At 73.4% G+C, this 14,615-nt stretch carries 13 protein-coding genes; 11 read left to right on the top strand and 2 right to left on the bottom strand.

Features of this window, described 5'->3' with window-relative positions; genetic code table 11:
• Positions 1-22 precede the first annotated feature (22 nt).
• Both ACIQR3_RS15645 and ACIQR3_RS15650 read left to right on the top strand, forming a co-directional pair.
• Entirely contained in the window at positions 23-661 is a 639-nt protein-coding gene (locus ACIQR3_RS15645) for an ATP-binding protein (protein WP_403538695.1), read from the top strand.
• A gap of 352 nt (positions 662-1,013) precedes the next feature.
• On the top strand, positions 1,014-1,976 hold the full coding sequence (locus tag ACIQR3_RS15650; RefSeq protein WP_403538698.1) for a DUF5926 family protein: 963 nt from the start codon (positions 1,014-1,016) through the stop codon (positions 1,974-1,976).
• 245 nt (positions 1,977-2,221) lie between these two features.
• On the opposite strand, the gene ACIQR3_RS15655 is transcribed toward ACIQR3_RS15650, so the two are convergent.
• Positions 2,222-2,887, bottom strand: a complete 666-nt coding sequence (locus ACIQR3_RS15655; protein WP_403538700.1) for a bifunctional DNA primase/polymerase — start codon at positions 2,885-2,887, stop codon at positions 2,222-2,224.
• 654 nt (positions 2,888-3,541) lie between these two features.
• Between ACIQR3_RS15655 and ACIQR3_RS15660 the strand changes: the two genes are divergently transcribed.
• Positions 3,542-4,936 carry a PP2C family protein-serine/threonine phosphatase gene (locus ACIQR3_RS15660; RefSeq protein ID WP_403538702.1) on the top strand — a complete coding sequence of 465 codons (1,395 nt, stop codon included), beginning with the start codon at positions 3,542-3,544 and terminating at the stop codon, positions 4,934-4,936.
• Positions 4,937-5,039: 103 nt separating this feature from the next.
• Positions 5,040-6,503, top strand: coding sequence for an aminopeptidase P family protein (locus ACIQR3_RS15665; protein WP_403538705.1), 1,464 nt, complete (start codon positions 5,040-5,042; stop codon positions 6,501-6,503).
• A 30-nt stretch (positions 6,504-6,533) separates the two neighbouring features.
• On the opposite strand, the gene ACIQR3_RS15670 is transcribed toward ACIQR3_RS15665, so the two are convergent.
• A complete protein-coding gene (locus ACIQR3_RS15670) occupies positions 6,534-6,986 on the bottom strand; it encodes an ATP-binding protein (protein WP_403538708.1) in 453 nt (150 codons plus the stop codon).
• Between the two features lie 283 nt (positions 6,987-7,269).
• Between ACIQR3_RS15670 and ACIQR3_RS15675 the strand changes: the two genes are divergently transcribed.
• From ACIQR3_RS15675 to pheA, 7 genes are all read left to right on the top strand, one after another.
• Entirely contained in the window at positions 7,270-8,106 is an 837-nt protein-coding gene (locus ACIQR3_RS15675) for a hypothetical protein (protein WP_403538711.1), read from the top strand.
• A gap of 112 nt (positions 8,107-8,218) precedes the next feature.
• The gene (locus ACIQR3_RS15680; protein WP_403538713.1) at positions 8,219-8,953 is read left to right on the top strand and encodes a YcnI family protein; all 735 of its coding nucleotides are present in this window, start codon (positions 8,219-8,221) and stop codon (positions 8,951-8,953) included.
• Positions 8,954-9,040: 87 nt separating this feature from the next.
• On the top strand, positions 9,041-9,694 hold the full coding sequence (locus ACIQR3_RS15685; RefSeq protein ID WP_403538716.1) for an SCO family protein: 654 nt from the start codon (positions 9,041-9,043) through the stop codon (positions 9,692-9,694).
• Entirely contained in the window at positions 9,691-10,188 is a 498-nt protein-coding gene (locus tag ACIQR3_RS15690) for a copper chaperone PCu(A)C (RefSeq protein ID WP_403538719.1), read from the top strand. Before ACIQR3_RS15685 ends, ACIQR3_RS15690 begins: the two co-directional genes overlap by 4 nt.
• Positions 10,189-10,201: 13 nt before the next feature.
• Positions 10,202-12,310: a copper resistance CopC/CopD family protein gene (locus ACIQR3_RS15695; RefSeq protein WP_403538722.1), complete on the top strand. Its 2,109-nt coding sequence runs from the start codon at positions 10,202-10,204 to the stop codon at positions 12,308-12,310.
• 8 nt (positions 12,311-12,318) lie between these two features.
• A complete protein-coding gene (efeB, locus tag ACIQR3_RS15700) occupies positions 12,319-13,608 on the top strand; it encodes an iron uptake transporter deferrochelatase/peroxidase subunit (protein ID WP_403538725.1) in 1,290 nt (429 codons plus the stop codon).
• Positions 13,609-13,660: 52 nt separating this feature from the next.
• On the top strand, positions 13,661-14,596 hold the full coding sequence (gene pheA, locus ACIQR3_RS15705) for a prephenate dehydratase (RefSeq protein WP_403538727.1): 936 nt from the start codon (positions 13,661-13,663) through the stop codon (positions 14,594-14,596).
• Positions 14,597-14,615 lie beyond the last annotated feature (19 nt).

Genomic DNA, 14,615 nt, shown 5'->3' on the forward strand with positions numbered 1-14,615 from the left:
GGTGCGTGGCCGCGTGTGTCGAATGCGTCACCGGGCGGGGATCGGCCGGTTTCCGGTTCAGGCCAATGGGGCATCCACACCGTGGCGTGGGGCAAAGGAGGTCTCGGGGGTGGCGTTGGTGGTGGCACAGGAGGTGCCGACGTCGTCGAGCATGGCCGTTCCCCATGGCCCTTCGGGCGTGGGGGAAGCAAGGCACCGCATGCGTGATCAGTTGCGCAGGAGCGGAGTCACGGAATCGGTCATCGACGACGCCGTACTGATCCTTTCGGAACTCTTGAGCAATGCGTGCAAGCACGGCCGGCCCCTGGGTGACGCCCTGGCCGGAGACGGTGACGTACGTGCCGCCTGGCGGGTGGACGCCGGCGGCCGGCTCCTGGTCGAGGTGACCGACGGCGGCGGACCGACCCGTCCGGCCCCGGCGACCCCCTCGGTGACGGCACACGGGGGCCGCGGGCTCAACATCATCACCGCGCTGGCCGACGACTGGGGGGTCCGCGACGACGCCCGGGGCGAGGTCACGGTCTGGGTCGTCGTCCACGCGGATGTGTACGACCCGGACGCCGGACACCGCCGCGACGACTTCGCCGCGCGGGTGGGCGCCCCGGCGGTGGCCGACATCCCAGGGCTGGACTTCGCGGACGCCTTCGACGATCTGGGCTGACGCGGACGTGTCGGGCTGACGGCACGTCGGGCCGGCTCTTCGGGGGGGGCGGCGGGGCGGCTCACGGGTTCAGCTGACGGGTTCGGCCGACGGGTTCGGCCGACGGGTTCGGCCGACGGAGTCACCCGACGCTTCGGCCGATGAGTGCGACAAGTGCGACGAGTGCGACGAGTGCGACGAGTGCGACGAGTGCGACGGGCAGTCTCCCGGACGTCCCGCGAAACCCGTGCGGTCGTCCACAGTCCTGGAGTCGTCCACAGTCCCGGAGTTGTCCACAGGTTCCCGTCGGCCACCGCCTGAACGGCTAGGCTCGCGCCCGTACGAGTAGAGCCGTAACCGGGAGACACCCACGATGGCCAAGAAGCGCCCCCAGACGAAGGCCAAGCGCCCTCAGCTCGATGCGGAGGTCCCGGTCGTCGGCGCCCGCGAGCCCTGCCCCTGCGGCAGCGGTCGCCGCTACAAGGCGTGTCACGGTCGGGCCGCGGCCCAGGCCGTGACCGAGCTGGTGCAGCGCCCGTTCGAGGGACTGCCCGGCGAGTGCGACTGGGTGGCGCTGCGCGAGCTGGTGCCGGCGGCGACGACCGGGCTGCCGCTGAAGGGCGGCCTGCCCGAGGGCGTGCCGTCCGTGACCCTGGCGACGGTCCTGCCGATGGCCTGGCCGGCGCTGCGCCGCGACGACGGCTCGGTCCTGCTCGGCCTGCAGAACGACACTCCGTCCGGTGACATCAGCCGCGACCTGGCCGACACCCTCCAGCGGGCCCTGAGCGCCGAGCCGGGTACGCCGGTCCAGGCCCGCCGCGCGCCGGCGGACGGGCCCCGGCTCCAGGACCTGCTCGACGCCGACGGCGTTTTCGAGCCAGTCGTGCACGACGGCTTCGAGTTCTGGGTCCCGGACGCGGAGAACGCCACGCCCGAGGTGGCCGCCTCCCTGGAGCGGGCCAACGCCGCGGCCATCCCGACCGTCCGGCTCCAGGGCGTGGACGCCGCCTACTGGTGCGAGACGCCGGAGAAGAACCACCTGCGGTGGGTCATGCCGCACGAGGAGGAGCGGCTTCTGGACGCTCTCGCGCGGCTGCACGCGGCGGGCCGGTCGTCCCTCGGAGAGGGCACCCGGCTGGTCGGTTCCTTCCGTGCCCACGGGCTGATCGTGCCGGTCTGGGACCTGCCGAGCGGCGTCTCCGCACAGGACGTCGAGAAGCCGGCGGCCGAGTTCGCCGAGCGCCTCGCCGAGGCCCTGGGCACGGACGCGCCACTCACCGCCGAGGAGCGCCGGGCCCGGGGCGGGCTGACCAACCGGCAGGTCACGCTCAGCTGACGGCCGACGCCGGACGGGTGACTTCGGTCACAACTCCCGGTCGGCGCAGGTCAGTCGATGACCGGAAACACAGAGACGGAATTTGCTAACCGCCGATCTCTTGTTACCGTTCCAGTAGCCCGGTTGCTGGTGCATCCCCCGTCGCCAGCAACCGGGCCTTTGTGCGTCCGGTGCCGTTCAGCGCCGTACCGGCCTCGTTCACCGAGCCTCCACGGCCGCGCGCCCCACGGCACGCCCTCGGCGCCCTACATCTCGGGCGCGCTCACACCCGTACGCGTCAGGGCGTCGACCACCGCGTCGACCACGGCCTCCACGTCGGGCACCCAGGGCGAGGACGAGCCGGGCAGCGGAGCCCGCTCCCAGCGGACGGGGCCCGCGCCGCACTCGGACGGGGGCAGGGCGAGGTAGCCGCCCTCGCCGTGGAAGCGCAGGGAGCCGGGGACGAAGTCCTTGGCGTAGAGCAGCTCGCCCAACTGCTCCAGGGAGTACGGCTTGACGAGGATCGACCAGCGGGCCGGCGAGGCGACGACCGGGCCGAGCCGCATGCCCGTCCGGTCGAGCGCGGCCAGGGCGCGGGCGGCCGGCAGCGCGGGCAGGGACACGGCGCACGGGGCGTTGCCCCCGGTGGCCAGGATGATCGGGGCGGCCGGCCGGTTGGCCCACCACCAGCGCACCATACGTCCGTCGGCGGTGGCCGCGAGGAGCCCTGGGTCGAAGGGGTGCGCGCCGGGCACCGTGCACTCCGGGTCGGGGCAGGAACAGCCGGAACGCCCCTCCGGATCCGCCGCCACGCCCGGGAGAACGGGCCACTGCCATTCCGTGGCGTAGGTCAGGGCCGCCCTGATCAGGTCAGGCCCCCCGTCACCGCGCCGGGACAGGAGCCTGCGTCGCCTTCCGAGGATCTCGCGCATGAGCGCTCGTTCCTTTCCGTTGCACGCCTGGCAACACCGAGGTCCACATCACACCATGTGTCGATCTCTTCACTGCGCGAATCGCTTGCGCGCACTTGCGCGTATCTGTCGGCGCGTCACACCTTGCCGGGAGGCAAGGGAAAGCCCTATGGGTCGAGCATCGGCTGCGTCCGCGGCCGGTCCGTCCATACTGCGTCGGGCAAAAGCATGGGCGTGGCGCGGGGGTGGCGGAGTCTGGCGTTTTGCCGTCCCGCGTATTTCTCTCCGCCTCCGCCACGGGAGGATGGGGCACGGTCGTCGGTGGATAGGACGCCCGGGTCCATCGCCAGGTTCCGGATGGTGCCGACCACCCGCCGGCCATCCCTGGCTTTCACCGAGTACGTACCCATCACGACCGCTGTGACGCTCCGTGAAGCACCACCAGTCGACCGCAACAAGAGGTACCGCGGGGCGTTTTCCGGCCAACTTTGTTTCTTCGCACAACACGAACCAGGACGCCACTTACGCCTCATGGACACCAGGAATTCCAGCAGGACAATGCTGGACATCCCCTCACGAGTGCGTGTACATGTGGAGACACTGCCGGCGACGCAGAATGACATGGGGGTTTGCGATGCTTTTGAGCAGTAAGAGCCGGTCGGGAAGCCGACTGCCATGAACGCGCCGCACCCTCCGAAAGTGGCCGGAATCGATTCAACGGTTCCCTCACCCGCCCACACTGCCGCGTCCGTCCCGCCCGGCGCCCCGGCGGTCCGCCCGGTCTCTCCCGGCGCTCCCGGTGCCCTCCTCCAGGACCGCCTCGCCGGCTGGGTCTCCGACCTCACCACGCTGCACGATCTGACCGAGCGCCTGGCCCGCACGGGCACCCTCGCCGACGCCTTCGACGAACTGCTGCGCGCCGGAGCCGCCCTGGTGGGCGCGCGCCGCGGCCTGGTCGTCCTGGAACCCGCCGACGGACTCGGCCCGGACACCTCGGCCGGCCTCGGCCTGGCCCGCGCCGATCTCGGGCACATCGAGACCGTGCCGCGCGCCTCATCGGCGTACGGACGGATCCTGGACGGGCTGCCGGTCGGCGAGGCCGGGATCGCCGACCCCGACCTGCTCGCCGAGGAGGGACTCGACCCCCGCCACCGCGACGTCGCCGTCCGCCTCGGCTACGCCGCCAGTTACGCGCTCCCGCTGCGGACCGAGGCCGCCGGCCGCCTGGGCGCCGCCGTATGGCTGTACGACGAGCCCGCCGAGCCGCGTGAGCGGCAGCGCCACCTGGCCGGGCTGTACGTCCGTTACGCCGCCGAACACCTGGACCGGCTCCGCGAACTGGAGCGCACGCGCGCGTGCATGGCCACGATCGCGGACGAGCTGCTCCCCGCGCGGCTGCCGCGCGCCCCCGGCGTCCGGCTCGCCGCCCGGCACCGCACCGGCCCGCGCGGCGGCGGCGACTGGTACGACGCGCTGCCGCTGCCGGACTCCGCGCTCGGCCTGTGCGTCGGTTCCGTCACCGGCTCCGGGCCCGGCGCGCTGGCCGCGATGGGCCGGATGCGGGCCTCCCTGCGGGCGTACGCCGTGATGGAGGGCGAGGACCCGGTCGCCGTCCTGTCCGACCTGGAGCTGCTGCTGCGGCTCACCGAGCCCGCCCGCTCGGCCACCGCCCTGTTCGGCTACTGCGAGCCCGTGCTGCGCCGGATCACGCTGGCCGGCGCCGGGCACAGTCCGCCGCTGCTGACCGGGGAGCGGCGCACGGAGTTCGTGGAGACCTCCGTCTCCGCGCCGCTGGGCATGCTGGCGTGCTGGGAGGCGCCCAGCGTGGAGGTGTGCGCCGACCCCGGGGAGACGGTGCTGCTGTACACCGACGGGCTGCTGCGCCGTACCGGCGACCCGGTCGACCGCGCCTTCGCCCGCCTGCACGCGGCCGCCGCCGGGGTCCCCCGGGCCCGACGGCACGATCCGGACGCGGTCGCCGAGCACGTCCTGCGCACCGTCCTGCCGGACGGGCTGGACGAGGCGGACTCCGAGGAGGACGTGGTGCTGCTCGCCGTCCGGTTCGAGTAGCGGCCGCGGCCGGCCCGGCCACCGGTGTAACGGGTCCTCGGGCCCTGGGCCCCCTTCCGTACGACCGTACGATGGGAGGTGGTCCAGTGCCGTAACAAGGAGGATGACCGTGTCGGAGGAGCTGCCGGAGACCCCGGAATCCGCTGAGGAAGAGCCGATCAAGCAGCGCAAGAACGGCCTGTACCCGGGCGTGTCCGACGAGCTGGCCGAGAACATGAAGTCCGGCTGGGCCGACACCGAGCTGCGCGGCCTGGAGCCGATCGCCCAGGCCGCCGAGACCGCCGCCCGCCGCGCCGCGCTGTCCGCGCGCTTCCCCGGCGAGCGCCTGGTGATCCCCGCGGGCAACCTGAAGACCCGCTCCAACGACACCGAGTACGCGTTCCGCGCCTCCGTCGAGTACGCGTACCTCACCGGGAACCAGACCGAGGACGGCGTCCTGGTGCTGGAGCCCGAGGGCGAGGGCCACCGGGCCACGATCTACCTGCTGCCGCGCTCCGACCGGGAGAACGGCGAGTTCTGGCTGGACGGCCAGGGCGAGCTGTGGGTCGGCCGCCGCCACTCCCTCACCGAGGCGGAGAAGCTGTACGGCATCCCCGCCTCCGACGTGCGCGAGCTGGCCGGCAGGCTGCGCGAGGCCACCGGCCCGGTCCGCGTCGTGCGCGGGCACGACGCCGGCGTGGAGGCCGCGCTGACCGACAAGGTCACCGCCGAGCGCGACGAGGAACTGCGCGTCTTCCTCTCCGAGGCCCGCCTGGTCAAGGACGACTTCGAGATCGGCGAGCTGCAGAAGGCGGTCGACTCGACCGTGCGCGGCTTCGAGGACGTCGTGAAGGTGCTCGACAAGGCGGAGGCGACCAGCGAGCGCTACATCGAGGGCACGTTCTTCCTCCGCGCGCGCGTGGAGGGCAACGACGTCGGCTACGGCACCATCGCCGCCGCCGGCCCGCACGCCTGCACCCTGCACTGGGTCCGCAACGACGGCCCGGTCCGCTCCGGCGACCTGCTGCTGCTCGACGCGGGCGTGGAGACGCACACGTACTACACCGCGGACGTCACGCGCACGCTGCCGGTCGACGGCCGCTACAGCGACATCCAGAAGAAGATCTACGACGCCGTGTACGAGGCCCAGGAGGCCGGTATCGCGGCGGTGAAGCCGGGCGCCAAGTACCGCGACTTCCACGACGCGGCGCAGCGGGTGCTGGCCGAGAAGCTGGTCGAGTGGGGGCTCGTCGAGGGCCCGGTCGAGCGGGTGCTGGGGCTGGGGCTGCAGCGCCGCTGGACGCTGCACGGCACCGGCCACATGCTCGGCATGGACGTCCACGACTGCGCCGCCGCGCGGGTCGAGTCCTACGTCGACGGCACCCTGGAGCCCGGCATGGTGCTCACCGTGGAGCCGGGCCTGTACTTCCAGGCCGACGACCTGACCGTGCCCGAGGAGTACCGGGGCATCGGCGTGCGGATCGAGGACGACATCCTGGTCACCGCCGACGGCAACCGGAATCTGTCGGACGGGCTGCCGCGCCGCTCCGACGAGGTCGAGGCGTGGATGGCCTCGCTGAAGGGCTGACGGAACGGGTGGGGGCCGGGCGTCCGGCCCTCACACCGCCACGAGCGGGGCGTCGTTCCGCCACTTGATGATCTTGTCGAAGCTCACCACCGCGCCGCCGCGCGCCGTCGCGCTGCCGATGTGGACGTGGTCGGCGAGTTCCCTGATGAGGCACAGCCCCCGGCCGTGCTCGGCGTCGGCGGGGGCCGGCGCCGGACGGGGCGGGCGGCCCGCGGTGAAGCCGGGCCCCGAGTCGGTGACCTCGATGCGGCACCGCTCGCCGTCCAGGTAGGCCGTGACGCGGTAGGCCGCGGAAGGGTCGCCGTGCGCGCCGTCCCCGCCGTGCTCGACGGCGTTGGCGCACGCCTCGGTGAGGGCGACGGAGAGGTCGTAGGAGATGTCGGGGTCGACGCCCGCCGTCTCCATGGTGCCGAGGAGCAGGCGGCGGGCCAGTGGCACGCTCGCAGCCTCGCGCCGCAGATGGAGTGACCACCAGATGCTCATGCTCCACCAGCCTCCTGGGCGCGGCTCGACATACCGTTACGTATTGCCCGGCGTGCCCGGCCGTAAGCGCGGGGTTGACGTGAGACCGCCCATACGGCGGATGCGCCCGGACGGCCACCGGTGTATGCGGGGCTCCCGCACCGGGGTGCGAGGGGCTCCCGGGGCTCCCGGAAACGGCTCGTGCGCGAGGGCGCACTCCCCCAGAAGGTGACCTTCCGGTCGTACGGCATCTTGCGGACCTGCCGCACGGTGCGGGTGGGTCCAGTGCGATGATGAGCCCGCCATGACTGCCTCCCACCCGCCTACGGCGCGCTCCGGGAACGACCTCCGGGTCCTGCGGGCCGCGGTGTTCGCCGCGGTCTGCGTCGTGCTGGCCGGGGCGGGGCACACGCTCGCCTCCTGCGCCGGTGTCCCGTTGTGGTCGCTGGGCGCCGGGTTCCTCGGGGTGGTCGTGGTCGCGGCACCGCTCGCCGGGCGGGAGCGGTCGCTGCCCGGTATCGCGGCACTGCTCGCGGCGGGACAGACGGCGCTGCATGCGCTGTTCGGGCTCGGCCAGCACGGGGCCGCGGCCGCTGACACGACGGCCACGGCCGCGACGGCGGACGCGACGCTGGTGCAGCAGGCGGCGCGGCTGGTGTGCGGGACCACCGCGGCGGCGCTCAGCCCGGCGCAGGCGCAGCGCATCCTCAGCGACGCGCGGGTCCAGCCGGACGCCACCGCCGCCACTGTCCACACCGCCCACCACCCGGCGGACGCCCTGTCGGCCGCCGCCGGCTCCCCCGCCGCCCTGCTGCCGTCCCTGCCGATGCTCCTGGGCCACGTCCTGGCGGCGATAGCCGCCGGCTGGCTGCTGCGCCGCGGGGACCTGGCCCTGGCGCGGCTCGTGGAGCTGTCGGCGCACTCCGCGCACCTCGTCACCGAGGGTGCGCTCGTACGCTCCCTGCGCGCCGCGCTCGCCCTGGTACGCGCCCTGCGCGCCGGGCTGCCGGGCGCGCCGGACGAGGCCGCGCGCCTGCCGCGTACGGCCCTGCTCGCCGTACCCCGGCCCCGTACCACCGCACTCCAGCACACGGTGATCCGGCGCGGACCGCCGCGCGCCGCGTTCGTTCTCGCCGCCTGACACGACGCGACCGCCGCTCCGCCCACCGGGGGAGGGGGACGCCGTCGTGCGGCACGCGCGCGTGCGCGCGCTCCCCCATCACCTGCACATCGAGAGAAGCGGAGTGCTTTTCATGAAGGCTTCCCGTATCGCCGCCGCCGGCGCCGTCGCCGGCACCGCCGTGCTCGTCCTGTCCTCGCCCGCCTTCGCGCACGTCACCGTGCAGCCGGAGGGCGAGGCCGCCCAGGGCGGTTACGCGGTCGTCGACTTCAAGGTCCCCAACGAGCGGGACAACGCCTCCACCACCAAGCTGGAGGTCACCATGCCCACCGACCACCCGCTGGCGTCGGTGATGCCGCAGCCGGTCGAGGGCTGGGACATCAAGACCACCAAGAGCAAGCTGGACGAGCCGGTCGAGTCGCACGGCGAGAAGCTCACCGAGGCCGTCACCAAGGTGACCTGGACGGCGACGGGCGACGGTATCGAGCCGGGCTACTTCCAGAAGTTCCCGGTCTCCATCGGCGCGCTGCCCGAGGACTCCGACGAACTGGTGTTCAAGGCGATCCAGACGTACTCCAACAAGGAGGTCGTGCGCTGGATCGAGGTGCAGCAGGAGGGCCAGGAGGAGCCCGACACCCCGGCCCCCGTGCTCGAACTGACGGCAGCCGAGGGCGACTCCGCCGACGCCCACGGTTCCTCCGCCGCGGCGGCCGACGACGACACCGAGGCGGCGGCCGAGACCGCCTCCGACGACTCCGGCTCCACCGACACCACCGCCCGTGTGCTGGGCGTCGTCGGCATCGTCGTCGGCGCGGCCGGCGTGGCCTACGGCGTGCTCGCCGGACGCCGGCGCTCCACCACCGTCTGAGGCGGCCCGTACGTCCGGTGCGTGCCGGGGACCCGACGGTCCGGTCCCCGGTGCGCGCCGCAACACTCACCACTGGGACATTTCTCCATGCGCACCAAGACGTTCACCGCGGCGGCCCTGCTCGCCGCCGCCTCCCTGACCCTCACCGCCTGCGGCAGCGGCGACGACGCCGGCTCGCCCGTCACCGTGGTCTCCGAAGACGCCTCCTCCCAGCAGGCCGCCACCGTTCTCGACAAGCCCTTCGACAAGCCGGACCTGGTCCTCACCGACACCCAGGGCGAGAAGTACGACCTCCGCGAGGAGACGGCCGGCAAGCCGACCCTGATCTACTTCGGCTACACCAACTGCCCCGACGTCTGCCCCCTGACGATGAACAACATCGCCGTGGCCAAGAAGCAGCTGCCCCAGGCGGAGCAGGACGAGCTGCGTGTCGTGTTCGTCACCTCCGACCCCGAACGGGACACCCCGGCCGCGCTCGGCAAGTGGCTCAAGGGCATCGACCCGCAGGTCGTCGGGCTGACCGGCGACTTCGACACCATCCAGGCCGGCGCCCGCACCCTCGGCATCTCCATCGAACCGGCCACCAAGGACAAGAACGGCAAGGTCGTCTCCACCCACGGCACCCAGGTCGTCGCCTTCTCCCCGAAGACCGACAAGGGGTACGTGCTGTACGGCGAGGACGCCACGGTGGACGACTACACCGAGGACCTCCCCGAGCTGATCAAGGGGGAGAAGCCGTGAGGCACCGCCCCGCCCTGGGTGCTGCGATGCTGGCCGGCGCCCTCGCCCTCACGGGGTGCGGTGCCGGTGGCTCGGGCGGTGCCGAGCTCTCCGTCAGCGCCGCCTACGTGCCGCGGCCCGTCTCCGACACCATGGCGGCCGGCTTCCTGACCATCGTCAACGACGGCGACGCCGAGGACGAGCTGACCTCGGTCACCAGCGACGCCGGCGAGGTCACCGTGCACGAGACCGTCGACGGCGCCATGCGGCAGGTCGACAGCCTCCCGATCCCGGCGCACGGCAGCCTCGCCCTGCAGAGCGGCGGCGACCACCTGATGTTCGAGAAGCTGAAGCAACGGCCCGAGGAGGGCCAGACGCTCTCCGTCGAGCTGCACTTCGCCGACTCCGACCCCGTCACGGTCGAGATGCCGGTGAAGTCGGCCACGTACCGGCCCGGCACCTCCGACGCCGGACAGGCGGAGCACGGCACACCGTCCGAGCACTCCAGCCACTGAGGGAGGGACCACCTTGACGCGGACCATCGCCCCACGCGTGCGGACACTGGTGCTGCTGTTCGTGGCCGTGGCCGGCGCACTGCTCGCCACCGCCGCCCCGGCCTCCGCGCACGCCGCGCTGACCGGCAGCGATCCCCAGCAGGGGGCGGTGGTCGACCGGGCCCCGGCCCGGGTGTCACTGACGTTCTCCGAGAACGTCTCCATGGACGACGACGCACTGCGCGTCCTCGACCCCAAGGGCGAGCGCGTCGAGGACGGCGCGCCCACCAACGTCAGCGGCACCACCTACGGCGTCGCCCTGCACTCCGGGCTGCCGGACGGCACCTACACGGTGACCTACCAGGTCGTCTCCGCCGACAGCCACCCCGTCTCCGGCGCCTTCACCTTCTCCATCGGCGCCCCCTCCGAGACCTCGGTGCCGGCCACCGCCCAGGAGGCCGGCGGCGGGATCGTCGGCCGGCTGTACGGCCTCGGCCGCTACGTGGCCTACGCCGGCTTCGCCGTGCTGGCCGGCGGCGCCGCCTTCGTCCTCGCCTGCTGGCCGCGCGGCTCGGGCGTGCGGAGCGTGCAGCGCCTGGTCGTCTCCGGGTGGCTGGCGCTGACCGCCGCCACCCTCGGCATGCTCCTGCTGCGCGGCTCCTACACCGGCTCCGGGAAGGCCGCCGACGTCTTCGACCTGGAGCTGCTCGGCCAGGTCCTCCAGACCAAGACGGGCGCCGCCCTGGTCTCCCGGCTGCTGCTGCTGGCCGCGGCGGCCCTCTTCGTCGCCGTGCTCTTCGGCGCCCACGACAGGCGCGAGGACCAGGAGAAGCGGGACCTGACCTTCGGGCTCGCCGTCGGCGGGACCGTCGTCGCGGCCGGCCTCGCCGCCACCTGGGCCATGGCCGAGCACGCCTCGGTCGGCCTCCAGCCCGGCATCGCCATGCCGGCCGACGTCGTCCACCTGCTGGCCGTCGCCGCCTGGTTCGGCGGGCTCACCACCCTGCTGGTCGCCCTCTACCAGGCACCCGCCGACAACCCGGTCGACACCGCCGCCGTGCGCCGTTTCTCCCAGGTCGCCTTCGGCAGTGTGGTCGCGCTGGTGATCACCGGTACGTACCAGTCCTGGCGTCAGCTGGGGTCCTGGTCGGCGCTGACCGACACCCGGTACGGACAACTGCTGCTCGCCAAGATCGCGCTGGTGGCGGTGCTGGTCGGCATCGCGTACCTGTCCCGGCGCTGGACGGCACGGCTGGCCGGGGCGGCGGGCGGCGTACCCCGTCCCCGGGCGAAGGAGCGGCCCGGGGCCACCGGTACCGCGCCGGCCGGCAGGACGGCCGCCCCGGCAGCCACGACGACCTCCGCCTCGGCCTCGGCCAAGGCGTCCACGGGCACAGTCGCCGAGAAGACGTCCGGCACGGCCTCCGGCCCGACGTCCAGCGAGGCGTCCAGCGGGGCGTCCGCCAAGGCATCCGACGGGGCATCCGCCGCGGCCTCCGGCGGAGCGTCCACCCCGGCGTCCGCCGGGCAGCGCACGGGCGGGGTCAAGCCCGTGGGCAACGCCAAGCGCGCCGCCCAGCTCGCCCGGCAGCGGGCCGCCGTGGACGCCGCGCGGCAGAAGCGGCTGCGCGACGGCGACCCCCACCGCTTCGGACTGCGCCGCTCCGTCCTCGCCGAGGCCGGTGTCGCCGTCGTCCTGCTCGCCGTCACCACCGTCCTGACCCAGACCGAGCCGGGACGGACCGAGCAGGAGGCGGCGGCCGCCACCTCGTCCGCCGGCTCCGCCGACGCCCCGGCGACCGGCGCCGTGACCCTGGACATGCCCTTCGACACCGGCGGCGAGGACGGCAAGGGCGTGGTCCGGGTCGAGGTGGACCCCGCCCGGGTGGGCGCCAACGACGTGCACGTCTACGTCGAGGACCCCAAGGGCCGTGCCGTCGACATCCCCGAGGTGAAGCTCGCCTTCACCCTGGAGACCAAGGACATCGGTCCGCTGCCCGTCGCCCCCGACCACATCACCACCGGACACTGGTCGGCGAGTGAGGTACAGATCCCCATGGCCGGCGACTGGGAGGTCGCCGCGACCGTGCGGACCTCCGACATCGACCAGGTGACCGTCTCCAAGAACGCGCAGATCGGCTGAACCGCACCATGGCTGACCAGTCCATCCCGGAGGCCCGTACCCCCGAAGCCCCGGCCGTCGAAGAGACCCCCGCCGCCGCGGAGGGCGTCTCGCGGCGCCGGCTGCTCACCACCGCCGGCGCCACCGGGCTCGTGCTCGGCGCCGCCGGCGGTGCCGCCGGCTACGCCGCCGCGCCCTCCGGGGCGACGCCGCTGACCTCGCTGGGCGAGGGGCAGGTGCCGTTTCACGTGAAACACCAGCCCGGCATCACCACCCCCGCCCAGGCCCGCGGCCACCTCATCGCCTTCGACCTGGCGGCGGGCGCCGGGCGCAAGGAGGCGACCGCGCTGCTGCGCCGCTGGTCCGACACCGCCCGGCGGCTGATGGCGGGCGAACCGGCCGGCTCCGGCGACACCGGCGTGGCCCGCGACGCCGGACCGTCCTCCCTCACCGTCACCTTCGGGTTCGGCCTCAGCTTCTTCGGCCGGACCGGGCTGGAGAAGCAGCGCCCGGTCTCCCTCGACCCGCTCCCCGACTTCTCCTCCGACCACCTCGACAAGAACCGCAGCAACGGCGACCTGTGGGTGCAGATCGGCGCGAACGACGCCCTGGTCGCCTTCCACGCCCTGCGCGCCCTCCAGAAGGACGCCGGATCGGCCGCCCGCGTCCGCTGGCAGATGAACGGCTTCAACCGGTCGCCGGGCGCCACCGCCCACCCCATGACCGTGCGCAACCTCATGGGCCAGGTCGACGGCACCCGCAACCCCAAGCCGTCCGAGGCCGACTTCGACCAGCGGATCTGGGTGCCGGAGTCCGGCTCGGACGACCCGGCCTGGATGGCGAACGGCTCCTACGTCGTCGTACGCCGCATCCGCATGCTCCTCGACGACTGGGAGGAGCTGTCGGTCGAGGAGCAGGAGGACGTCATAGGGCGCCGCAAGTCCGACGGGGCTCCGCTGTCCGGTGGCGGCGAGACGACCGAGATGGACCTGGAGAAGACCGACAAGGCCGGGAACCTGGTCGTCCCGATCAACGCCCACGCCCGCATCACCCGTCCCGACCAGAACGGCGGCGCGGCGATGCTCCGCCGGCCCTTCTCCTACCACGACGGCTTCGACACGGACGGTGTCCCGGACGCCGGGCTGCTGTTCATCTGCTGGCAGGCCGATCCCCTGCGCGGCTTCGTGCCCGTACAGCGGAAGCTGGACCGGGGGGACGCCCTGTCGGTGTTCATCCGGCACGAGGCGAGCGGCCTGTTCGCGGTGCCGGGCGGCGCGGCGGAAGGGGAGTACGTGGGGCAGCGGCTGCTGGAGGGATGAGGGCCGTCCGCTCGGCGCACGGGGCGGCGGCAGGGCACATTAGGGTGAGGTCATGCCAGCCAGTTACGCGTATCTCGGCCCCGAGGGCACCTTCACCGAAGTCGCCCTGCGCACGCTCCCGGAGGCGGCGACCCGCGAGCTGGTGCCGTACGTCTCCGTCCAGTCCGCGCTCGACGCGGTGCGCTGCGGCGAGGCCGAGGCGGCGTTCGTGCCGATCGAGAACTCCGTCGAGGGCGGCATCACCACCACCCTCGACGAGCTGGTCTCCGGCCAGCCGCTGATGATCTACCGCGAGGTGCTGCTGTCGATCACCTTCGCGCTGCTGGTGCGCCCCGGCACCCGGCTGTCGGACATCAAGACGGTCACCGCCCACCCGGCCGCCCAGCCGCAGGTGCGCAACTGGCTGAAGGCCCATCTCCCGGAGGCCGTCTGGGAGTCGGCCGCCTCCAACGCGGACGGCGCCCGCCTGGTCCAGGAGGGCCGCTACGACGCCGCCTTCGCCGGTGAGTTCGCCGCGCCCCGCTACGGTCTGGAGCCGCTGGAGACCGGCATCCACGACTCGCCGCACAACGCCCAGACCCGGTTCGTACTGGTGGGCCGTCCCGCCCGGCCGGCCGCGCCGACCGGCGCCGACAAGACGTCCGTCGTGCTGTGGCAGCGCGACGACCATCCCGGCACCCTGCGCGACCTGCTGGGCGAGTTCGCCGGCCGGGGCATCAACCTCATGCTGCTCCAGTCCCGGCCCACCGGCGCCGGCATCGGCAACTACTGCTTCTGCGTCGACGCCGAGGGGCACATCTCCGACCGGCGGATGTCCGAGGCGCTCATGGGGCTGAAGCGGGTCTGCCTCCAGGTGCGGTACCTCGGCTCGTACCCGCGCGCGGGCGTCGGCCCCGGCGAGGCGGGCGACCGTTTCCCGGGGACCTCGGACGAGGAGTTCGTGGCGGCGGCGGAGTGGGTCGCGCGGTGCCAGGACGGCCGGTTCTGACGGCCGGTGGCCGGGAGGC

The sequence above is a fragment of the Streptomyces sp. NPDC090994 genome (assembly GCF_044768905.1).
Classification (GTDB): Bacteria; Actinomycetota; Actinomycetes; order Streptomycetales; family Streptomycetaceae; genus Streptomyces.